This is a genomic window from Bacillus sp. AM 13(2015), from assembly GCF_001518755.1.
GTDB lineage: Bacteria > Bacillota > Bacilli > Bacillales > Bacillaceae > Bacillus > Bacillus safensis.
This window is the reverse complement of record NZ_LKCP01000036.1, coordinates 19,780-40,278: the sequence shown is the minus strand read 5'-3', so window position 1 is coordinate 40,278 and position 20,499 is coordinate 19,780. Positions and strand designations below refer to the sequence as shown.

21 protein-coding genes and 1 pseudogene are annotated in these 20,499 nt (G+C 42.2%); 11 read left to right on the top strand and 11 right to left on the bottom strand.

Annotated elements, in window-relative coordinates; all coding sequences use genetic code 11:
- Positions 1 to 21 precede the first annotated feature (21 nt).
- Genes AOQ70_RS04675 through AOQ70_RS04660 form a run of 4 tightly spaced genes read right to left on the bottom strand, consistent with a single transcriptional unit; the run spans position 22 to position 4,051 of the window.
- Positions 22 to 390, bottom strand: a complete 369-nt coding sequence (locus AOQ70_RS04675; RefSeq protein ID WP_039181321.1) for a hypothetical protein — start codon at positions 388 to 390, stop codon at positions 22 to 24.
- Between the two features lie 37 nt (positions 391 to 427).
- Complete coding sequence (locus tag AOQ70_RS04670; protein ID WP_059375008.1) at positions 428 to 1,549, bottom strand: Ger(x)C family spore germination protein; 1,122 nt, start codon at positions 1,547 to 1,549, stop codon at positions 428 to 430.
- Positions 1,546 to 2,640, bottom strand: a complete 1,095-nt coding sequence (locus AOQ70_RS04665; RefSeq protein ID WP_039181316.1) for a GerAB/ArcD/ProY family transporter — start codon at positions 2,638 to 2,640, stop codon at positions 1,546 to 1,548. The genes AOQ70_RS04670 and AOQ70_RS04665 overlap by 4 nt, the downstream gene beginning before the upstream one ends.
- Positions 2,627 to 4,051 (bottom strand): spore germination protein, encoded by a 1,425-nt coding sequence (locus tag AOQ70_RS04660; protein ID WP_039181313.1) that lies wholly within the window; start codon positions 4,049 to 4,051, stop codon positions 2,627 to 2,629. The genes AOQ70_RS04665 and AOQ70_RS04660 overlap by 14 nt, the downstream gene beginning before the upstream one ends.
- A 112-nt stretch (positions 4,052 to 4,163) precedes the next feature.
- Here AOQ70_RS04660 and AOQ70_RS19115 point away from each other — a divergent pair, with 112 nt between their 5' ends.
- Both AOQ70_RS19115 and fumC read left to right on the top strand, forming a co-directional pair.
- The gene (locus AOQ70_RS19115) at positions 4,164 to 4,331 is read left to right on the top strand and encodes a YvzF family protein (RefSeq protein WP_003213147.1); all 168 of its coding nucleotides are present in this window, start codon (positions 4,164 to 4,166) and stop codon (positions 4,329 to 4,331) included.
- 89 nt (positions 4,332 to 4,420) lie between these two features.
- Positions 4,421 to 5,815 carry a class II fumarate hydratase gene (fumC, locus tag AOQ70_RS04655; protein WP_024423418.1) on the top strand — a complete coding sequence of 465 codons (1,395 nt, stop codon included), beginning with the start codon at positions 4,421 to 4,423 and terminating at the stop codon, positions 5,813 to 5,815.
- A 48-nt stretch (positions 5,816 to 5,863) separates the two neighbouring features.
- Here fumC and AOQ70_RS04650 read toward each other — a convergent pair whose 3' ends face one another.
- Positions 5,864 to 6,742 carry a TetR/AcrR family transcriptional regulator gene (locus AOQ70_RS04650; RefSeq protein ID WP_039181310.1) on the bottom strand — a complete coding sequence of 293 codons (879 nt, stop codon included), beginning with the start codon at positions 6,740 to 6,742 and terminating at the stop codon, positions 5,864 to 5,866.
- A gap of 192 nt (positions 6,743 to 6,934) precedes the next feature.
- On the opposite strand from AOQ70_RS04650, the gene spxO reads away from it, so the two are divergent.
- On the top strand, positions 6,935 to 7,099 hold the full coding sequence (gene spxO, locus AOQ70_RS19675; RefSeq protein WP_003212782.1) for an anti-adapter protein SpxO: 165 nt from the start codon (positions 6,935 to 6,937) through the stop codon (positions 7,097 to 7,099).
- A 20-nt stretch (positions 7,100 to 7,119) separates the two neighbouring features.
- Here spxO and AOQ70_RS04645 read toward each other — a convergent pair whose 3' ends face one another.
- The gene (locus tag AOQ70_RS04645; RefSeq protein ID WP_058838135.1) at positions 7,120 to 8,451 is read right to left on the bottom strand and encodes a HAMP domain-containing sensor histidine kinase; all 1,332 of its coding nucleotides are present in this window, start codon (positions 8,449 to 8,451) and stop codon (positions 7,120 to 7,122) included.
- A complete protein-coding gene (locus AOQ70_RS04640) occupies positions 8,448 to 9,125 on the bottom strand; it encodes a response regulator transcription factor (RefSeq protein ID WP_059375004.1) in 678 nt (225 codons plus the stop codon). The genes AOQ70_RS04645 and AOQ70_RS04640 overlap by 4 nt, the downstream gene beginning before the upstream one ends.
- A 327-nt stretch (positions 9,126 to 9,452) precedes the next feature.
- On the opposite strand from AOQ70_RS04640, the pseudogene AOQ70_RS04635 reads away from it, so the two are divergent.
- Positions 9,453 to 10,860, top strand: a pseudogene (locus AOQ70_RS04635) (S1C family serine protease).
- A gap of 47 nt (positions 10,861 to 10,907) precedes the next feature.
- Here AOQ70_RS04635 and AOQ70_RS04630 read toward each other — a convergent pair.
- Positions 10,908 to 11,750 (bottom strand): oxidoreductase, encoded by an 843-nt coding sequence (locus AOQ70_RS04630; RefSeq protein WP_231730828.1) that lies wholly within the window; start codon positions 11,748 to 11,750, stop codon positions 10,908 to 10,910.
- A gap of 113 nt (positions 11,751 to 11,863) precedes the next feature.
- On the opposite strand from AOQ70_RS04630, the gene AOQ70_RS04625 reads away from it, so the two are divergent.
- The 3 genes from AOQ70_RS04625 (at position 11,864) to AOQ70_RS04615 (ending at position 13,610) form a co-directional block, all read left to right on the top strand.
- Positions 11,864 to 12,310: a YusW family protein gene (locus tag AOQ70_RS04625; RefSeq protein ID WP_180272447.1), complete on the top strand. Its 447-nt coding sequence runs from the start codon at positions 11,864 to 11,866 to the stop codon at positions 12,308 to 12,310.
- A gap of 146 nt (positions 12,311 to 12,456) precedes the next feature.
- A complete protein-coding gene (locus AOQ70_RS04620) occupies positions 12,457 to 13,287 on the top strand; it encodes an ABC transporter ATP-binding protein (RefSeq protein WP_008347057.1) in 831 nt (276 codons plus the stop codon).
- 71 nt (positions 13,288 to 13,358) lie between these two features.
- A complete protein-coding gene (locus AOQ70_RS04615; protein ID WP_059375001.1) occupies positions 13,359 to 13,610 on the top strand; it encodes a YusU family protein in 252 nt (83 codons plus the stop codon).
- Positions 13,611 to 13,643: 33 nt separating this feature from the next.
- Here AOQ70_RS04615 and AOQ70_RS04610 read toward each other — a convergent pair whose 3' ends face one another.
- The 3 genes from AOQ70_RS04610 to AOQ70_RS19110 are packed head-to-tail and all read right to left on the bottom strand — an operon-like array spanning position 13,644 to position 14,418.
- Positions 13,644 to 13,991: a spore coat protein gene (locus tag AOQ70_RS04610; protein WP_039181293.1), complete on the bottom strand. Its 348-nt coding sequence runs from the start codon at positions 13,989 to 13,991 to the stop codon at positions 13,644 to 13,646.
- Positions 13,992 to 14,002: 11 nt separating this feature from the next.
- A complete protein-coding gene (locus tag AOQ70_RS04605) occupies positions 14,003 to 14,254 on the bottom strand; it encodes a hypothetical protein (RefSeq protein WP_047202428.1) in 252 nt (83 codons plus the stop codon).
- 26 nt (positions 14,255 to 14,280) lie between these two features.
- On the bottom strand, positions 14,281 to 14,418 hold the full coding sequence (locus AOQ70_RS19110; RefSeq protein ID WP_003212904.1) for a YuzL family protein: 138 nt from the start codon (positions 14,416 to 14,418) through the stop codon (positions 14,281 to 14,283).
- A 199-nt stretch (positions 14,419 to 14,617) separates the two neighbouring features.
- Between AOQ70_RS19110 and AOQ70_RS04600 the strand changes: the two genes are divergently transcribed.
- The 4 genes from AOQ70_RS04600 to AOQ70_RS04585 all read left to right on the top strand — a co-directional run bounded on the left by AOQ70_RS04600 (position 14,618) and on the right by AOQ70_RS04585 (position 20,457).
- Entirely contained in the window at positions 14,618 to 17,005 is a 2,388-nt protein-coding gene (locus tag AOQ70_RS04600; protein WP_059374999.1) for a 3-hydroxyacyl-CoA dehydrogenase/enoyl-CoA hydratase family protein, read from the top strand.
- A gap of 12 nt (positions 17,006 to 17,017) precedes the next feature.
- Positions 17,018 to 18,193: an acetyl-CoA C-acetyltransferase gene (locus AOQ70_RS04595; RefSeq protein WP_058838130.1), complete on the top strand. Its 1,176-nt coding sequence runs from the start codon at positions 17,018 to 17,020 to the stop codon at positions 18,191 to 18,193.
- 14 nt (positions 18,194 to 18,207) lie between these two features.
- Entirely contained in the window at positions 18,208 to 19,989 is a 1,782-nt protein-coding gene (locus AOQ70_RS04590) for an acyl-CoA dehydrogenase family protein (protein ID WP_059374996.1), read from the top strand.
- A 111-nt stretch (positions 19,990 to 20,100) separates the two neighbouring features.
- Positions 20,101 to 20,457, top strand: coding sequence for an arsenate reductase family protein (locus tag AOQ70_RS04585; protein ID WP_024423406.1), 357 nt, complete (start codon positions 20,101 to 20,103; stop codon positions 20,455 to 20,457).
- The last annotated feature ends 42 nt before the right edge of the window (positions 20,458 to 20,499 follow it).

Here is a 20,499-nt window from a genome sequence, read left to right as displayed (position 1 = left end):
GCTGCTAGAACATGCGTAAAATTAGTCCTTCTGTCCTGTGATCGGACGTTCGGATAGTTGATGGAGCTCAGGAACTGGAAAAGCCTCCTGCTCCTTGGCCGATTTTTCTTCCAGGGTTTTCTTCATTTCGGATAAAAGCTTTACGCTCTCCTTTGCTGCTGCCGCTTTTTTTTCCTGCAAATCAATGATCTGTGAAAGTCCGACGAATAATCCGCCTCCCAACAGAAGGAGCGCAGGGGTTTGTCCATAATAAACCACGATCAAAAATGTGCTTGAAAAGCTGTCGGCTTCAATGAAGAAATCTTCTTTTGATTGCATAAATACAACGATTAACAGAAGTATCCCTAGAATCAAAAATAGAATGCCGGCCGAAAGTAAAGCTCGTTTCATGATTGACACCCTTTTTTTCTTACCATTTTAACATACTCTATAAAGATTGTGTTGCGCCCTTAGTCCCGAAGTCACGGATTTTCACATTTGCCTTGTAACGAATGTCCGATTCACTAAAAATCTCATCCCAATGCTTCGCTTCTTTTCGAAAGTCCTTCGGATACGCAATACTCGCTTTTTGAGAAAACCCGCAAATATCTGCTTTGATCTCATGCTGTAATTCCCCAATGAAATCCTTTACGGTTTTCTTTAATTGACGCTCCACTGCACCCTCAATCTCTTGAAGATACTTTTCATTAAATGCATTCTCACGCTCATTCCAATCCTCAGATAATCTTCCATCAAGTTCTACGGATACATCAAATTGATATCTTCCGCTGGCTGTTTTCTTCGTTTCAATGTTGTGTTTCAGTTTAAATATTTCATAAGAATAGATGCTGTGGTCATATTTAAATTCAATGACTCCACCTTTTCCTTCCCCTGTCAATAGGTTGTATGACTGCACGGCTAACGGAGAGATGTCGGTGAGAAATCGTTTGTTTTTAATAATAGAGGCACCGTCGAGTATTAATTTCCCTTGATCCACACTGACTTTTGGAACAGCAAAAGATACGTTGTTTTGCATAGCAGTAGAAATATCTCCTAATGAAACAGGCTTTAACATACGGATGGTCGATTTTGTATTCCCCGAAATATCATATAATGTAGAAGAAGCAGGCTGCCCATCATCATTGATTTTCAGCAAGTCTCCAGGCTTTTCAGCGGTCATAAAGACAAGGCTTCCTCTCCGCGTTTCATTGTCGCGAATAAATTGATTGATGACGAGGTCGAAATTATTTTCATTGATAAGCTCCTCAGAAAATAAATACACCCTCAGCTGCTGGGCGAAAATCCGATGGCTTTTGAGAGTCGTTGTTCGGAATATTTGATGCACGGAATCACCGCTAGTTTCAATAATCTTTGTTGGGTCTTTTACGCTGGATTCCTGTTCAATTTTTTGAGGAACAAGGACTTGCATAGATATTTTCAGCTTATGACCGTTATCTCCTTTATCTAAGCCATAACCAATCGCCATGTTGAGCTCCTCAATATTGGTACTATCCCAGCATCCACTTAATAGAACAAGGGCGAGTAATGCAAAGACCTTCTTCTTTTTCATGCTGTTTTCCGCCTCCTTTTCAAAAACACGATGATAAATAAGAGAAACGGGAGGATACCGAATAAAAGGAAAAATAAATGGTTTACATACGTTAAATAATTGCGCACTGTATCAACATCCTTTGGGAAAATGGCGGCAAAGTAGATGACAATTCCCATCAGCGCGAGCACGATCTTTTTAGGGAATTTTGTGAGTTTTGATAACCCCATTGCAGCAAAAAACGTATATCCTACAAAGCTCGTATAAAGTTGAACAAGCCAAACGATGAGCAAAAAGGATTCGATTCGCTCAATAAAGATTCCTTGTATATCAAACGATTGAAATAAGGCAATCGTCGGCCAAGTCAAAGTCGCTGTTTCTTTCACCGTGAACGCACCAACGACAAGAATATAGGTGAAAATATAGATGATCGCAGGAATCAAAAAGCCGACTGCGCCATAAGCAAAGGTGTGTTTTTGCGTTTTCATATAGACAGGCATAAACAGTATCATTTCAATGCCAACAAACGAAATGGCTGATGCGTTAAGGGATTTGAAGACAGGGGAGAATCCCTCTCCTAAAACAGGCCGGAGGTTATCTAACTTAAATTCTTGAACACTGAGTCCGTATGCAACAAATAAGATAATCAAGGTGACAATGAGGAAAAAGGGGCACAGTCTGGCAAAATCACCAATCCCACCGACTACGAGATAAAGGCCAACCAAAATAAAGCTGATCATTGTCACTGCTACAGGTGTGTTTTGAAGCAAAAAAAACTTCACCATTTCCGACATCGCTCGTACTTCATAGCTGGCAACGCCAAGAAAATAAATAATAATCAATATGTTAGCAAGAGCGCCAATGTACTTTCCAAGACCCTCATTTGTATAATCATAGTAAGAGGAGAAGGGGACTTTTTTCATCATAAGGACATTCGCAAAAATAAATACAATGTAAATGGCACTCATGAGCAAGAGCGCAATCCAGCCGTCAGGTGTAGCTGCAGCTTGAGCCATTGCTCTTGGCAGAATCATCATACTGGCACCTAATGTTGTATTGGCAATAATGGCACTTGCCTGATAGCTGGTGATCGACTCTTTATGATTGACCATATCGTTCTCCTTTCTTTTGATTTTTCAAAGGCAATCGAATGATGGAATTGTCTTCATTTTTATAGCTGAACACAAAATCTGGTGAAAAATAAGGCGTACCAAAACTTTTTTGCCGTGTTAAATGAGTAAGGAGAACGAGCATGAACAGCACAATCCCATATAAACCCAAAGTAGCTGCCGTAAACATAGACACAAAGCGGAGCACGCGGAACGACATGCCCATCCCGTATTGAGGAACAGTAAAGGACGCAAGGGCAATCACACTGACGATAATCACCATGATTGAGCTCACAATATGAGCCTGAACGGCCGCCTGTCCGATGACAACTCCACCTACAAGTCCAATCGTTTGACCGAGCGGATTTGGCAGCCTTAAACCCGCTTCCCGCAGCAGCTCAATCGTTATTTCCATAATGAGTGCCTCCACAATAGGAGGAAATGGGACATTTTCTCTTGTACTTGAGATCGAAATAGCCAGTGTTGTTGGTAACAGTCCTTGATGGAAGGACACAAGCGCAATATAAATGGCTGATAAAAATAATGTCAGAAAGATAGAGGTAAACCGTAGCATCCGAATGAGAGAGGCGGCGATCCACCTTTCATAATAATCATCAGGTGATTGCATAATCGTCGCGAGAGAAGCAGGTACAATTAACACAAAAGGAGAATGATCAACAAAAATGGCGACACGTCCATTATTTAAAGCAGACGCCACTTTATCCGGTCGTTCTGTGTTTTGGATTTGCGGAAAAGGAGAGTACACATTGTCTTCAATCAGTTCCTCAAGAACCCCAGAGTCTTGTATATCATCAATGGTGACTTGCTTGAGTCGTTTTTTCACTTCTTTTAAAACAGACGATTGAGCCATGCCATCTATGTACATGATGGTCACTTGGGTGTACTTCTTTTGACCAATCTTCATGTCGACGGTTTTAAGATCGGGGTTTTTCAAGCGCTGTCTTACAAGAGCTAAGTTCGTATCTAAATCTTCAATAAAGCCAATTTTCGGTCCTCTCACAACTGTTTCAGAGGTAGCATCCCCTATACTGCGTTTCTTCGTTCCATGCGTTTCTAAAATGTACGCATGCTGAAAACCGTTAATCAGTACCACGCAATGCCCATCAAAAATCGCAGCGACCAATTCCTCAGAAGTCTTCACCGAACGGGTGGTCATCATCGATAAATTGGATTCCAGCTTCTCTTTTGTGAGAGACGTATGATCTTGGAGAAGCAGCTTTAAAAAGGTTTGAATCTCCATCGTTTCGTTCATTTCTTTTATGTATAAATAGTAAACAACCTGTCCGTGAGGCAACGTTTTTTTCTCATGAACCAAGTCGTCCATTTCTTTTAATTGTGGAAGAATGACGGAGAGGTTATCGTATAAGTGCTCTTTTAATGGAGTTTGATTCATTCGGATCACCCGCCTCAAATCTTTTTCTTAGCATTACCTGCTTGAAAAAACAATATTCTGTGTTACATTATTTTGTGGTAAAAGAAAGAATGAGGGTTTTGGAGGAAACAAGATGGCACAGATTCGTTTAGCAGGAACAAAAGAGGAGATCGACCGTATTCTACAGTCGTTTGACAAGCATTATGAGGTGACTTATACATCAAAGGACTACGGAAAAACGAACCCAAAATACAAATATTCGAAGGATGTTCGCGTTTATATTGAACTAAAATTAAAATAAAGATAAAATTTTAATTGAAAACGCTTAAAGGATTTTCGTTTTTTGTATAGAATAGAGTTGAGTGATGAGAAGCTATGGAGGGATACATAATGACGGAATTTAGAATCGAAAAAGATACAATGGGCGAAATCAAAGTGCCGAAGGACAAGTTCTGGGGTGCACAAACACAACGAAGCAAAGAAAATTTCAAAATCGGTTCTGAGAAAATGCCAAAGGAAGTTGTGAATGCGTTTGCAATTTTGAAACGTAGCACAGCGATTGCCAACGAGCGTCTTGGCAACCTTGAAAGCGAAAAAGCAGAAGCAATTGCTGCTGTATGTGATGACATCATCAGCGGAAAGTATGACGAGCATTTCCCGCTTGTTGTTTGGCAGACAGGTAGTGGAACACAAAGTAACATGAACATGAACGAAGTCGTTGCAAATAGAGCAACTGCTTATTTGAAAGATAAAAATAGTGAGTTCAGCATTCACCCGAATGATGACGTTAACCGCAGCCAAAGCTCAAACGATACATTCCCAACGGCTATGCACGTGGCAGCTGTTTTAGCTGTGTACAAAAAGTTGCTGCCTGCTATTGACCAGTTAAGAACAACTCTTGATGAGAAAGCAAAAGCGTATCAAGAGATTGTGAAAATCGGCCGTACGCACTTGCAGGATGCAACACCGCTGACAGTTGGTCAAGAAATTAGTGGCTGGGTATACATGCTGGACCGTTCAAAAGAAATGATTCTAGAATCAACTGAAAAAATGAGAGAATTAGCCATTGGCGGAACTGCTGTTGGTACAGGCATTAACGCACATCCTGAGTTCGGTCAATATGTTGCTGAGGAAATCAGCCAGCTGACAGGTCAAACATTCAATTCTTCACCAAACAAATTCCATGCGCTGACAAGCCATGATGAAATTACGTATGCACACGGTGCCTTAAAAGCACTTGCAGCTGATTTAATGAAAATTGCCAATGATGTGAGATGGCTTGCAAGTGGCCCACGCTGTGGAATTGGCGAATTGATCATTCCTGAAAATGAGCCGGGAAGCTCTATTATGCCAGGAAAAGTCAACCCAACTCAAAGTGAAGCTTTAACTATGATTGCAGCACAAATCATGGGGAATGATGCCACAATCGGTTTTGCGGCAAGCCAAGGAAACTTTGAGCTGAACGTATTCAAGCCAGTCATCATTTATAACTTCCTGCAATCAGTTGAACTACTTGCTGACGGCATGAACTCATTCCATGACAAGTGTGCAGTTGGAATCGAACCAAACCTAGAAACAATTGAGAAAAACTTGAACAATTCATTGATGCTTGTGACGGCACTTAACCCGCACATCGGATATGAAAATGCAGCGAAAATTGCGAAGCTTGCTCACAAAGAAGGATTAACACTTAAAGAAGCAGCACTTCAATTAGAGCTGCTAACAGAGGAGCAGTTCGAGCAATTTGTGAAACCAGAAGAAATGGTGACACCGAAAGCAAAATAAGAAACCAGGGGCGGCTGCCCCTGGTTTTTTTCATTAAAAGTGATGTGTTTACAAATGATCCTCTTTCAAAATACGCAAAAGTGACTCAGAGTTGGTTTGAAGCGGTGCGTATAATTTTAATTGGTACAGCATGCCTTTCACGATGACTTGTCTTGGTTTTTGTTTGTTTAATTCATTTTCTAGTATGCCAAGCGCTTCAAATAATTCAGGTTCGTTCTTCACTTCATATTGTGATTCAGCAATCTCTCTTAATTCCTTTAAAAGAGATTCTGTGAGCGGATCGAATGACCGTTCATAAATCGGGCCAAACCAATCGCTCGCTTGATCTACAGAAATGAGAGGAAGGTCATTTCGCTTCATCATACCGCCCATCAAATCATCGATACGATGAATCATGGTTGTGGCAAGTTCTTCTGCTTCCAGCTGAAAATCATATAAAATCGCCAGCTCGAAATAAACGTGGCTCATGCCCTCAATCGTCAAACATAAATCAGCCATATAAGGAATTGCAGCATCTCCATATACTTGTTTAATGTTATCAATGTGAAGCTGGATGGTCGCAAGCCTAATTTGTTTTGCGAGCTGCTGCGTTTCTTCATTCAGTGGAAGCGCCCTGTCGCTCAGCTGCATTTTAATAAAATCCTTTTGCTGCAAAATATTATCGTAATAGACAGTGAGCTGTTTGCGGTAGGCTTCTTTTGGTGTGCCGCCCTCTGTTTGAACCTCATGAATCCGGGTAAATACCTTATCGTAATAGTAATGAAGGATCGAAATGAGCAATGCTTCCTTTGATTTAAAATAAAGATAAAAAGCACCCTTTGACATGTGGCATTCATCCGCAATTTCCTGAACAGACGTTGTGTTGTAGCCTTTGCTGGCAAATAATTTCATGCCAGCCTCAATGATCATTTTTTCTTTCTTTTTCAATATGAATGTCATCCTTTCTTACCGAGAGACAAATGTCTTAGGAAACGTGCGCAAAGAGATATGACTTATCGGTCATAAACGACGAAAGTTTTCAAAAATTAATCAGATTGTAACTTGTTTTTTACAGTGTAATTCTTTATATTATAAAGTAAGGTGACCAACTGGTCAAAATATGTGAAAGGATGATGTTCCATGAGAGAAATTGATGATATGATTAGACGCTTGCGAACAAAAGGGATTCAAGTAGAAAAAGTCAAAATGCCGAAAGAGACAACCATTGAAAAGAAATGGATGTATCAAGCTGGCAAAAAGATCAAAGCCACATACCGTGATTTCAATGGGTATTCATTCATCTAAAAAAGACTGCGGTCAAAAACCTACAGTCTCTTCTTTGGAACTATGATTGTATAACGTACACCTAGATCATCATTTTCAATAGATATGGACGCTTGATGCATTGAAAGGATTCTTTTGACAATGCTTAATCCAATACCGAATTCGCCCTTTTTTCCCTTACTAAAAGGTTCGTATAGGTTGGACAGCATATGTTCTTCAATTGGAGGACCGTCATTTCGAATAACAATGCGGATTTGATCCTCTTCCTGTTTCATCTGAATATCAATCTTACTTTTTGCGTAGCGAAGTTGATTTTCTAGTACATTCTCAAATAATTTGCTCCATTGTTCTGGATCGCCTTCAAGAGCAGCCTCATCATCTAAGTCCACGTTCCACTGCAATTCATTTTTCGACCAGCGTATTCGGTCGACCACTTCCAGCATCGTATTACTGAGTAGGAAGGAAGAATGTGCGGGATGTTGTTTTGATAAATAATCAAGCTTAGTTAAGTACAGCAGATCCTTGATTTTCTTCTCAAGCTTTTCCGCTTCACCTTCAATGACTTCCACCGTTTGTTCAAGATCTCCCTTAGGAAAAATACCATCTTTAATGGACTGCGTGTAGCCGCGGATGACCATGACAGGTGTTTTTAAGTCATGTGAAATATTCTGCAAAAGTGTCCGTTCTGTTTCATCCTTTTGAATGAGTTTTTGTCTCATTTCTTCAATGGTATGACCAAGCTTGCCAATTTCATCTTGCCGGTCAACGATGACAGGATCGTCCCAGTCCTCTTGTGCAATCCGTTTGACGTGTTTTTCAAACGCAACGATTGGTCGGGATAAATAGCGGGCAAGCCAAATCGATGGAATCCAGCTTAGTAAAATAACGGTGCCTAAGATAAAGATCAGCTGTTTAAACAGCGTAAAGGACAGGTCGTCTCGATAAGAATCTGGTGCATAGGATAGAAGAATATATGGTGTATTGCCTGATGATACCTTTTTGATGACAAAAAAGATATGCTGGCCGTTCACCTCTTCAGAATACCGTTTCGTTGCGCTTTTTTGTTTTTTCACAAACGATTGGATTTTCTCAATAAAGGCATGCGGAAAAAACTGCGCCATTTGATCTAATTCATTTGACGGAATCAAAATGTGCTGCACGGAGCGGTTTTCCGGTGTCGACTTTGGCGAGCCGTCTCGGTTTAATGGATATTCTGTCAGCACTTGCTGTTCATTTTCAATATTTTTATAAATTTCATTTGTGAAGAAGTCACGTAATGTATTAGAAAATAGAATGATCAGGACAATGGAAATGGTGAGCAAAATGCCAGAGATCACAACCCAAATTTGAAAAGCGAGCGGTTTGTTCTTCATCCTTTTAGCATCCTATAACCGAATCCATAGATGGTCTCGACCTTTAAGTCGGGCATTTTTTTGCGCAGCCGTCTAACAAGGTCATCGACTACACGATCTGTCCCGAAGTAATCGTGTCCCCAAATTTTGACGAGGATATCTTCACGAGAAAAAGCATGTCCTTGGTGATGTGTAAATAAAAGCAGCAAGTCAAATTCCTTAGAAGTTAAGTTAATGAGCTGACCCTCTTCATACACCTCTCTTACATCCTCATGAATGACATAAGAAGAAACGGTTGTGACACTTTGCTGCTGCGGGGTATCACTGTTTTTATACACAAGCTCCAGCAGCTTTTGTACCCGAATGATCAGCTCACGCGGAAGAAACGGCTTCGCAATATAATCACTGCTTCCCAGCTCTAAACCGAGGACACGGTCGATATCGGCATCACGTGCTGAAATGAAAATGACCGGTACGTCAGGTGATGCGGCTTTGATTTCTTTAATGAGGGTGTAGCCGTCTGTATCAGGCAGCATGATATCTAAAATCCATAGATGCGGCGGCTTGTTCATTGCCTCGCGTGCCGCTTCTCCGGTTAAAAAAGAGGAGACATTCCAATTCTCACTCTCTAAATATTTGGTTAACAGTTCATTTAAGTTTTGTTCATCTTCAACTAAATAAATGGTGTACGACAAAGTCTTCCACATCCTCTCAACGTCATTATAACGGGATACAAAGGCGGCATGTCAACAATCACATGCTTTTTTCACAATTTCACATATTCTTCTCATCATTATCCCATAATGTTTGATTATGATAAGGTCAAGGGAAAAAAGGGCATAGACAAAAGGCGGATGAATAGGTGCTTTTCATCAATGTGCGCACCTTGCTTTTTTTCTATGAATAAGTATTATATAATTTGACATATTGCCATAAAGTATTTTTCAATGATCTTTCCATTAAGAGGACCTGAGTCCTATCTAGACATATGAAATGAAACATGATGTAAAGGAGTGCAAGCGATGGATTTCCGAAGAGAAGATGAAGAGAATAAGATGAATCATCCAGAAAACACGAATCAAGACAATGAAATGAACCATCAAGAAGATACCCATCAAGAGAATGAGAAACAAATAGACGCACCAGAAAAAGAGAAGGAACTCGTTTTACACCAGCATGAAAACGAAGCATCTGCCGCGCAGGAGAGTGTGACAAATCATTCTTCTCAAATGGTGGATGACCGTGCGTCAAAAAAGGAGAAAAGCGGAAGGCGGCATGGCTCAGCCCGATTCTTGGAGGAATTATTGGCGGGGGTCTTGTACTTGGCATTACACCGCTTTTGCCGCAGTCACAGGATACAGCTGCCAACACGCAAACGCAGACCGCATCAAGTGCTGCCGGCAGTCCTCAGATAATTTCTCGACAAAACAAATCACCAATGCCACAAATGTTGCTGATATGGTAGAAGATTTAGAGCCCACCATTGTAGGTGTCTCAAACTATCAATCTACACAAAATTCGTTTGGCTTGAGCGGTGATCAAACAGAAGCTGAAGCTGGAACAGGCTCTGGTGTCATTTTCAAAAAAGATGGCAAAAAAGCGTACATTATTACAAATAACCACGTTGTCGAAGGTGCCAATAAATTAAAGGTCACACTATATGATGGAAAAACAAAAGACGCAAAGCTTGTCGGCAGTGATGTCATGACAGATTTAGCCGTTGTTGAAATCAATGCAGACGGCATTGATAAAGTGGCAAGCTTTGGTGATTCTTCTAAGCTTCGTGCTGGAGATAAAGTCATTGCCATTGGGAATCCTCTAGGTGCACAGTTTTCAGGTACTGTGACAGAAGGAATCATTAGTGGTCTTGATCGTACTGTTGAAGCAAATACGTCATCTGGTACAGTGGAGATGAATGTACTGCAAACAGATGCAGCCATTAACCCAGGAAACAGCGGGGGGCCACTGATCAATACAGATGGTCAAGTCATTGGTATTAACAGCTTGAAAATCAGCGAAAGCGGTGTGGAATCACTCGGATTTGCGATCCCAAGTAACGATGTCAAACCGATTGTAGATGAGCTGTTGAAAAATGGAAAAGTTGAACGTCCATACCTTGGCGTACAAATGATTGACCTTGAGCAAGTGCCTGAGACGTATCAGGAAAATACGCTCGGCTTATTTGATAAACAAATCGGCAAAGGCATTTACGTAAAGGATGTTTCAAAAGGTTCACCTGCTCAAAAAGCAGGCTTAAAATCTGGAGATGTCATCATCAAGTTCAAAGGGAAAGACGTAGTGAACAGCTCTCAGCTGAAAGAAATTCTTTACAAAGAAACAAAAGTCGGCGATAAAACCACAATGACTGTCATCCGTGAAGGAAAGAACAAAAATCTAGATATTACCCTTGGGCAGTCAGAGAGCGAATAAATGAAAAAAACAGGTGGATGTCAACATATCCACCTGTTTTTTTGTGCTTATTTTTTTGAAGAGAGTGTACGCAGTATGAGGTGTTCCCACATGTTCCACGGCAGAAGCTGTTTTGCTGTGAATGAAAGTCGTACGCCTTTTCCAACAAGATATCTCAGCCGTTTCAGCCGCTTCTTCTCTGCTAACCGAACAACAAGCTCTGCCACTTCACGAGGATCTCCATAGTTGGATTTCTGGGTATCAATATGGGCCATCATCTTTTGATAGAGTTTTATGTATTTCGATCCCTCTGCTGGCTGAATCATTTGCTCGTTCATGGAGGTATTCCAAATATTTGTTTGGAAAGAGCCCGGCTCAATTAAGGCCGCCTGGATACCGAACGAAGCTAGTTCAATCCGTAGGCTTTCTGTATAGCCTTCCAACGCAAACTTAGACGATACATATGGAGAAAGTGCAGGCATTCCCATTAATCCGCTGATACTGCTCATATTGAAAATCTTTGCGCCGCTCGTCATAAACGGCAGGACTGCTTGGGTCATTTCCATCACACCGAAGACATTCACTTCAAATTGCTGGCGGTACGTGTCAACAGGAATCTCTTCCGCAAAACCAGCAAAGGCTGTTCCCGCATTGTTCACAAGCAGGGTAATAGGTGCATAGGCATGAAGTTTCTTCTGAAATGCTTGGATCGACTGCGTATCCGTCACATCTAACGCTTCAATATGTATCATGCCGGATAAAGAGGCTTGCTCGATTTCTTCAGCGAGCTTTTTTGCATTGGTTTCCTGTCTGACGCTGGCAATCACTGTATAGCCCTGCTTGGCGAGACGCATCGTGATGAGCTTGCCAAAGCCGCTATTGGCACCAGTTACAATGGCTGTTTTTTTCATCATCCGGTTCTCCTTTTTGTTTAAATTTATCATAGTGAGATGTTTTATTGAATAACAAAAAGGAGCCTGGAGAAGAATAAAAAGCGATGCTGTGAAATAGGAGGAAACACATGATGTGTTGGAAGAAGGCGGGACAAATAGGAGTGTTGCTCTTTATGCTGTCCGGCTGTCAATCAATTGAACCATTACAACAAACACATGAAGCAGAGGCAGAAAGTCTGTCAGCTGTTCAAATGAAGGAACTGCCATTTCAGCATCTGCATCTGCATGTACAATATGGACAGAAAAACGAATTATACGAAGCGACCTACCGTCAGGCAAGAGGCAAAGAGGAGGCAATCATTCGTGATCATATGAATGGGGTCCGCTATGAAGGGGAAGAAGCCTTGCGCGAGATGAAGATGAAGCTGAATGATATGTCGATTCCTAGTGCAAAGATCAATGAAGCGTATGTAAATGAACTATTAGCTGCTTTTAATTTAGATGATGATTATCAGCGGATTCAGATCGATCTGAAGCTCGAGGATGGGACCAAACGTACATTCCAAAGGAAGAAATAAACGAGACTTTCTCATTTTTTAATTGAAAATGATTTTCAAGATCACTTAAATCTGATACACTAAATTGAGATAAGTGATCTTTTACGTCTGTACATAGACGATATTTCATATAAAAATTTGGATGAGAAAAGGAGCGTTTGAGCGGAATGAGTGCCATTTCTACTGAAGGTTTAAGCTTAGGCTACGGAGAAACAATGATCATCGATGAACTAAATGTATCAATCCCTAAGGGTGAAATCACAGTATTTATTGGCAGTAATGGATGCGGTAAATCCACGCTACTTCGCTCTTTGGCCCGTCTCATGAAGCCAATGGGTGGTTCTGTCCTGCTTGAAGGTCATTCCATTGCAAAATTACCAACAAAAGAAGTAGCGAAACAGCTCGCTATTCTTCCACAAGGACCAGAAGCGCCAGAAGGATTAACTGTGCATCAGTTAGTGAAGCAAGGCAGATATCCTTATCAAAATTGGCTGAAGCAGTGGTCGAAGCAAGATGAAGAAGCAGTGAATCGCGCATTGAAGTCAACAAAGATGGAAGACCTTGCTGATCGGACCGTTGATTCATTATCAGGTGGACAAAGGCAGCGTGCATGGATTGCGATGACGCTGGCCCAAGAGACCGATATTATTTTGTTAGATGAGCCGACGACATATTTAGACATGACGCATCAAATCGAAATTTTGGACCTTCTGTTTGATTTAAATGAGAAAGAGCAGCGCACGATTGTGATGGTTCTTCATGATCTCAATCTCGCATGCAGATATGCTCATCATCTTGTCGCGATTAAAGACAAGTCAATTTATGCAGAAGGCAGACCAGAAACAGTGATTAATTGTGATCTCGTGAAAAATGTCTTTGATATGAATTGCCAAGTGACAACAGATCCTCTATTTGGAACACCATTATGTATTCCGCACGGTAGAGGACGCTGTATTGTGCAGCAAGCGCAAGCTGAAACATTTCTTGCTGCAAGATAATCGTATGTCAAAAGCCTGACATCTGTGTCTCACAGAGTCAGGCTTTTTTCTGAAAAAGGAGCGGAATATCAATGGGAAATGAATTAGAAGAAAAGCTGGAAGGCTTGCTTGATAAATATACAGAGCTGCTGCTCGGTGAATCAACAGACGAGCTGAAACAAGATGTGAAACAATGGGTGATCTACTCTCATATTGCCAAAAGCATGCCGCCGCTAGCAAAGCATTTCAATGAAACGTATCCAGAAGCAAAAGAAGAAATCAAACACACGATTCAACGAATCAAACAGTTGAACGAAGCTCATCGCGCCAATAAAGACCGTTAAAAAACTGCCAGCATCAGACTGGCAGTTTTTTTCTTATGACATTTGTGATGATCCGTACGGAGATTGATCTGTCAGTGTTTGCTGGAATTTCTGGTGTGTCTGCTGGAGCTTTTGCTGATCAGCCGCTTCAACAGAATACCAGCCATATCGGAACATGACATCATATAAATGTCTTTGTGTTTTCTGTGTTTCCAGCGCAATTCGCTGAATATCCTGGTAAAGAGATTCATGACTGAATTCATTGAGCGCTGTGTTGTATCCACTTGTCATGTATTTTTCAGTAGACAAGAGATCTGTAACGAAATCACGATCGTTCATGTTTGTAGTTGTGGGAACCGGGGTTTGTGGATTCCCGATTTTTTGTTGGTTTTGCTGTTCCATGTTTTTTCCTCCTATTGCATAAAGCCAGTAGACTGGCCTTGCCCTGAGCTGCCTAAATGCTGAAGAATTTGTGTGTAATGCTGATGATGCATTTGGCCAACTTGATTTAATTCTTGTTTCAATGTTTGATCCTGGCAATGCTCGGCCATAAAATGAGCCTTTTTCATGGCGATCAAGTTCCAGTTGAGCATATCCTCTAAGTACAAGGAATCCTTCACTGAAATGACTTCTGGGGGCATATTCATTGGCTGATTGTTCAACATGTGTTCCTCCTTACGATTTTGTTTCCTTACTGATTCTTTTTATATTGCTGATTTTGACTGGTTTTTTTCCCGCCTAGGTCTGCTTCCTGTGATGGACCTGCGTTTCCTTTTACACTTGCAGCACTTACGCCTGCTTTCGATGGGTTTTTCTTCAAACGAGACATGTGGACATCACCTCCATTCTTACAATTCCCTTTGATCTTTAATTCATACACCGCAAAATAAGGCACATGAGAATGTGTAAATTTTTGAAATCCGCTATTGAACTGTTTCGGAAAATCTTTTAAGATAAAGAAAGAGGCATTGCTTTTTTTTGGACAAAAAATGAATGACTGTTCATTCAAAATGTTTAGGGGGATATTTATGGGCAAACATATTCGCAAGGCGGCTGTCATTGGTTCAGGTGTCATGGGCTCAGGCATTGCTGCGCATCTAGCCAATATCGGGATACCAGTAACACTGCTAGATATTGTGCCAAATGAACTGACAAAGGAAGAAACGGCGAAAAAGAGAACGCTTGATCACCCTAGTGTTCGGAATCGATTAAGTCAAGAAGCGATGAAAAAATTGTTAAAGCAAAAGCCAGCACCTCTTACTTCAGCAAAAAACCTATCATACATCACACCGGGAAATCTCACAGACCACCTTTCCTTATTACACGATGCTGACTGGATCATTGAAGTCGTCACTGAAAAGCTCAGCATAAAACAACACGTATTCTCTCTCATCGACGAACACCGCAAAGAAGGAAGCATCGTTTCGAGCAATACATCTGGTATTTCGGTTGAAAAAATGGCAGAAGGGCGATCAGATGATTTTAAACGCCACTTTTTAGGCACACATTTTTTTAACCCAGCTCGTTATTTAAAGCTCTTAGAAATCATTCCTATTCAAGAAACAGATCCAGAAGTACTGTCATTTATGAAAACGTTTGGCGAGGATGTACTCGGCAAAGGTGTGGTTGAAGCTAAAGACACACCGAACTTTATTGCAAACCGCATTGGCACGTATGGGCTTCTTGTCACAGTGCGTGAAATGCTTGAGAACAAATACACCATTGGAGAAGTGGATTCAGTCACAGGACCCCTCATTGGAAGACCGAAAAGTGCGACCTTCCGTACACTCGATGTAGTGGGGCTTGACACATTTTCTCATGTGGCACGAAACGTCTATGAACAGGTAGAAGGAAAGGAAAAAGAGATTTTCCAGCTGCCTGAGTTTATTGAAAGAATGCTTGAAAAAGGATGGATTGGCAGCAAGGCAGGACAAGGATTTTATCAAAAAAATGGCAAGGTCATTTTAGAGCTTGACCCAGTGACGCTCACATATGGAGAGCGCACAAAGCTCAAAGATCCAGGCATTGAGATGGCGAAACAGCAAAAGGGAACAAAAGCAAAGTTGAAAGCGCTTATTTATCAAGATGGCCGTGCAGGGCAATTGCTTTGGAATATGACAGCGCCCGTACTTCTTTATTCAGCGCATCTAAAAGGCGAAATTGCGGATGATATTCAGTCCATCGATAACGCAATGAAATGGGGATTCGGCTGGCAGCAAGGCCCATTTGAGCTGTGGGATGCAATAGGCGTCAAAAAAGCCGCCGAGCGCATGGAAGCAGAAGGCCACAGCATCCCAGCATGGGTGCAAGACATGCTGTCAAAAGGACACGACACATTCTATCAAGAGAATGCTGATGGTGAGCGTGCGTTTTATCAGGATGGGGCTTACGTACAGGAAAAATGGAACGACAAACATATTTCTTTAGCTAGATTGAAAAAGAAACAGGACGTCATCTTCAAAAATTCTGGTGCGAGCCTGATTGATATTGGTGATGATGTCGCCTTGCTCGAATTTCACTCTAAAAGCAATGCCATTGGACTAGATGTCATTGATATGATCAATCGCGCTGTTGATGAGACGGAAAAGAATTACAAAGGGCTTATCATCGGAAACCAAGGGAAGAACTTCTGTGTTGGCGCCAACCTTGCCCTGATTTTAATGGAAGCACAGGACGACAATTTCTTTGAAATTGACTTTGTGATCAGGCGCTTCCAGCAGGCGATGATGAAGGTGAAATATAGCGACCGCCCAGTTGTAGCCGCACCGTTTGGGATGACATTAGGAGGCGGTACGGAGGTTTGTCTGCCGGCAGCGGCTATACAGGCGTCCAGCGAAACTTACATGGGACTTGTGGAAGCGGGAGTTGGACTGATTCCAGGGGGCGGTGGAAATAAAGAATTATATCTTCGTCACCTGCAAGGATCAGCGAAGCCGTCGCAGACGGCTATACAGGATGCCACGCTAAAAACATTTGAAACAATTGCAATGGCAAAAGTATCAACTTCAGCTGAGGAAGCGCGGGATATGAACATGCTCCGCGTGAGCGACCGAATTAGTATGAACGGGGATCACCTGATCTATGATGCAAAACAACTGGTGCTCTCTCTTGATGAAGCCGGTTATCGCGCGCCGCTCAAGCAAAAGGTGCCGGTCATGGGAGAAACAGGCTATGCAGCGATGATTTTGGCTGCTGAAAATATGAGACTGTCTGGATACATTTCAGAGCATGACATGACCATTGTAAAAAAATTAGCTCATGTCATTTCCGGCGGGAAACTGCCATTTGGAACAGAGGTAGAGGAGCAATACTTATTAGAGCTTGAAAGAGAAGCCTTTTTAAGTCTTGTAGGAGAAGCGAAATCACAGGCACGTATGCAGCACATGCTCGTCAAAGGAAAACCTTTACGTAACTAAGGGGGAGTCAAAATGAGAGAAGCAGTCATTGTCGCTGGCGCAAGAACACCAGTAGGGAAGGCGAAAAAAGGATCGTTAAAACATGTCCGGCCTGATGATATGGGCGCATTATGTGTAAAAGAAACGTTAAAGCGTGCCGGTGAATACGACGGTCAAATAGATGATTTGATCATTGGCTGTGCAACGCCAGAAGCAGAGCAGGGGTTAAATGTGGCCCGGAATATTGGAGCATTAGCGGGACTGCCTTATACGGTACCTGCCATCACCATAAACCGCTACTGCTCGTCTGGTCTTCAGTCTATCGCTTATGCGGGTGAACGAATTATGCTCGGGCAGGCAGACACGATTTTAGCCGGAGGAGTCGAATCGATGTCGCAGGTGCCGATGATGGGGCATTCCATTCGTCCGAATGCCCTCTTGGCAGAGCAAGCACCTGAATACTACATGAGCATGGGGCACACGGCAGAGCAAGTGGCGCAAAAGTATCAGGTCACACGTCAAGATCAGGACGCCTTTGCGGTGAGGAGTCATCAAAAGGCAGCAAAGGCACTTCAAGAAGGGAAGTTTTCTGATGAAATTGTGCCCGTTGATGTAACAGACCGGCGGATAGGAGAACAATATCAATTAGAAGAGCATCAATTCACGTTCTCACAGGATGAAGGTGTGAGAGCAGGTACAACGGAAGAGATTCTTTCCACTTTGCGTCCAGCCTTTTCGACAAAAGGTACGGTGACTGCAGGGAACTCGTCTCAAACAAGTGACGGGGCTGCGTGTGTGATGATGATGGACCGCGAGAAAGCATCCTCACTTTCTCTTCAGCCGCTCGCTAAATTCAGAGCATTTGCTGTTGGCGGTGTACCGCCTGAGGTGATGGGGATCGGTCCGGTTGAAGCCATACCGCGTGCGCTGAAAATCGCTGGACTTGAGCTGAAGGATATTGGACTGTTTGAATTAAACGAAGCGTTTGCCTCTCAGGCAATTCAAGTCATTCGCCATTTAGGAATTGATGAAGAAAAAGTGAATGTCAACGGCGGGGCAATTGCGCTCGGACATCCGCTCGGCTGTACAGGAACGAAACTAACGCTGTCACTTATTCATGAAATGAAACGGCGAAACGAGCAATTTGGCATTGTCACAATGTGTATCGGCGGGGGCATGGGAGCAGCAGGCATTTTTGAATTGATCTAAAGGGGGAAATCAGGATGAAAGCATTGGAAGATGTAAAAAAGGGTGGAAGCTTTTTAATTGATGAGACGAATTATGAGCATATCTTTACACCGGAGGATTTCTCTGATGAACATCAAATGATTGGAAAGACAACAGAGGATTATATTTTACAAGATGTGGTTCCGCATATAGATCAAATTGAAAATCATGAGTTTGAGCATTCGGTCAGGCTTCTCAAAAAGGCTGGAGAGCTTGGGCTTTTAGGAGCCGATGTACCTGAAGAATTCGGCGGGCTTGGATTAGATAAAATCAGTTCAGCAATCATTACTGAAAAATTCGCTAGAGCAGGAAGCTTCTCACTTTCCTATGGCGCTCATGTCGGTATTGGTTCTCTGCCGATCGTGCTCTTCGGAAATCAAGCGCAAAAGGAAACGTACCTGCCAGGACTCGCCTCTGGAGAAACCATTGCGGCGTACGCACTCACTGAGCCAGGATCAGGCTCTGATGCCCTTGGAGCAAAAACAACTGCGGTTCTGAATGAAGCAGGTACCCATTATGTCCTCAATGGAGAAAAGCAGTGGATCACAAACTCCGCATTTGCTGATGTCTTTGTTGTATATGCGAAGATTGATGGTGAACACTTCTCTGCTTTTATTGTCGAAAAGGATTTTCCAGGTGTCAAAACGGGACCTGAAGAGAAAAAGATGGGCATTAAAGGGTCATCGACAAGAACATTAATTCTTGAAGATGCCCAAGTACCGAAGGAGAATTTGCTCGGTGAAGCCGGCAGAGGACATGTGATTGCCTTTAACATTTTAAATATCGGACGTTATAAGCTGGCAGTCGGCACAATCGGTGCATCAAAGCGCGTCATTCAATTGTCGGCCGAATATGCGAACCAGCGTAAGCAGTTCAAAACACCAATTTCTCAATTCAGCTTAATTGGTGAAAAAGCAGCCAATATGTCAGCAAAGCTCTATGCGATGGAAAGTGCTGTTTACCGTACGGTTGGATTATTTGAACAGCGGATGGGTCTATTAAGTGACGAAGAGCAAAAAGACGGCAAACAAATTGCTCAATCCATTGCGGAATATGCGATTGAATGTTCTCTCTGTAAAGTCCTTGGCTCTGAAACGTTAGATTATATTGTGGATGAAGGCGTGCAGATTCACGGCGGATATGGATTCATGCAAGAATACGAGGTCGAAAGAGCCTATCGTGACTCACGAATTAACCGGATCTTTGAAGGGACAAACGAAATCAACCGTTTGCTTGTACCAGGTACATTCTTGAAGAAAGCGATGAAAGGAGAGCTTCCGCTGCTTCAAAAAGCGCAGACCTTACAGGAAGAGCTGATGATGATGATGCCGGAAGAGCCAGGCGATCAGCCGCTCGATCAAGAAAAATATTTGCTCGTCCATGCGAAAAAGGTCGCCTTAATGGTGGCTGGTATGGCAGCCATGAAATACGGGAAAACCTTAGACAAAGAGCAAGAAATTCTTGTGAACATAGCCGATATCGTCAATGAAATTTTTGCTGCTGAATCAGCAATTCTGCGTACGGAAAAGGCAGTCGCTGCATCAGGCGCAGAAAAGAACGCTCAAAAGCTGGCTTACACACAAATTTTCACGCAGGAGGCTTTCTTAAAGATTGAAGCCCATGCAAAAGAATCCTTGATTGCGATGGAGGAAGGAGATTCACTCCGCATGAGCCTGTCAGCCCTTCGCAAGCTGACAAGATTTACTCCAATCAATGTCATCGCCAAAAAGCGTGAAGTGGCAAAACGAATCTTTGAAGCAGAGAAATATATCGTATAAGGATGGCTTAAAAGGTGCGGATATCACTCCGCACCTTTTTGTAAGCATACATTTAGGTTTTTAAAATATTTTGTGATAAAATGTTGTCACAATTTGCAGGAGGTGAAAATGGTGGCTTTAGATTTTTACGAATACCCATCTTGCGGTACATGCCGAAAAGCAAAAAAGTGGCTTGAAGCACACAATAAAGACATCAACAGCATACATATCGTCGAAGAGACGCCTGATAAAGAAACATTAAAAGCCCTTTACGAAAAAAGCGGTTTAGAGCTGAAGAAATTCTTTAATACAAGCGGACAAAAATACCGGGAGCTGCAGCTGAAAGATCAACTTCCTGCAATGTCAGAGGACGAGCAGCTAGAATTACTCGCGTCTAACGGAATGCTGATCAAGCGCCCGATTACAACAGACGGTAAACGAGTAACAGTTGGATTTAACGAAGATACATTTAAAAGCGTCTGGAAATGATGTAACTTTCATTCAGATTGTGGTATCTTCAATATAGATTGT

Bases quoted from the DNA above. Each gene is read 5' to 3' on its own strand.
- AOQ70_RS04605 (WP_047202428.1), bottom strand. From the start codon at position 14,254: ATGTTGAACAATCAGCCAATGAATATGCCCCCAGAAGTCATTTCAGTG.
- AOQ70_RS04610 (WP_039181293.1), bottom strand. From the start codon at position 13,991: ATGGAACAGCAAAACCAACAAAAAATCGGGAATCCACAAACCCCGGTT.
- AOQ70_RS04670 (WP_059375008.1), bottom strand. From the start codon at position 1,549: ATGAAAAAGAAGAAGGTCTTTGCATTACTCGCCCTTGTTCTATTAAGT.
- AOQ70_RS19115 (WP_003213147.1), top strand. From the start codon at position 4,164: ATGGCACAGATTCGTTTAGCAGGAACAAAAGAGGAGATCGACCGTATT.
- spxO (WP_003212782.1), top strand. From the start codon at position 6,935: ATGAGAGAAATTGATGATATGATTAGACGCTTGCGAACAAAAGGGATT.
- AOQ70_RS19110 (WP_003212904.1), bottom strand. From the start codon at position 14,418: ATGTCTCGTTTGAAGAAAAACCCATCGAAAGCAGGCGTAAGTGCTGCA.
- AOQ70_RS04600 (WP_059374999.1), top strand. From the start codon at position 14,618: ATGGGCAAACATATTCGCAAGGCGGCTGTCATTGGTTCAGGTGTCATG.
- AOQ70_RS04590 (WP_059374996.1), top strand. From the start codon at position 18,208: ATGAAAGCATTGGAAGATGTAAAAAAGGGTGGAAGCTTTTTAATTGAT.
- AOQ70_RS04620 (WP_008347057.1), top strand. From the start codon at position 12,457: ATGAGTGCCATTTCTACTGAAGGTTTAAGCTTAGGCTACGGAGAAACA.
- AOQ70_RS04665 (WP_039181316.1), bottom strand. From the start codon at position 2,640: ATGGTCAATCATAAAGAGTCGATCACCAGCTATCAGGCAAGTGCCATT.
- AOQ70_RS04630 (WP_231730828.1), bottom strand. From the start codon at position 11,750: ATGAAAAAAACAGCCATTGTAACTGGTGCCAATAGCGGCTTTGGCAAG.
- AOQ70_RS04595 (WP_058838130.1), top strand. From the start codon at position 17,018: ATGAGAGAAGCAGTCATTGTCGCTGGCGCAAGAACACCAGTAGGGAAG.
- AOQ70_RS04625 (WP_180272447.1), top strand. From the start codon at position 11,864: ATGTGTTGGAAGAAGGCGGGACAAATAGGAGTGTTGCTCTTTATGCTG.
- AOQ70_RS04645 (WP_058838135.1), bottom strand. From the start codon at position 8,451: ATGAAGAACAAACCGCTCGCTTTTCAAATTTGGGTTGTGATCTCTGGC.
- AOQ70_RS04675 (WP_039181321.1), bottom strand. From the start codon at position 390: ATGAAACGAGCTTTACTTTCGGCCGGCATTCTATTTTTGATTCTAGGG.
- fumC (WP_024423418.1), top strand. From the start codon at position 4,421: ATGACGGAATTTAGAATCGAAAAAGATACAATGGGCGAAATCAAAGTG.
- AOQ70_RS04660 (WP_039181313.1), bottom strand. From the start codon at position 4,051: ATGAATCAAACTCCATTAAAAGAGCACTTATACGATAACCTCTCCGTC.
- AOQ70_RS04615 (WP_059375001.1), top strand. From the start codon at position 13,359: ATGGGAAATGAATTAGAAGAAAAGCTGGAAGGCTTGCTTGATAAATAT.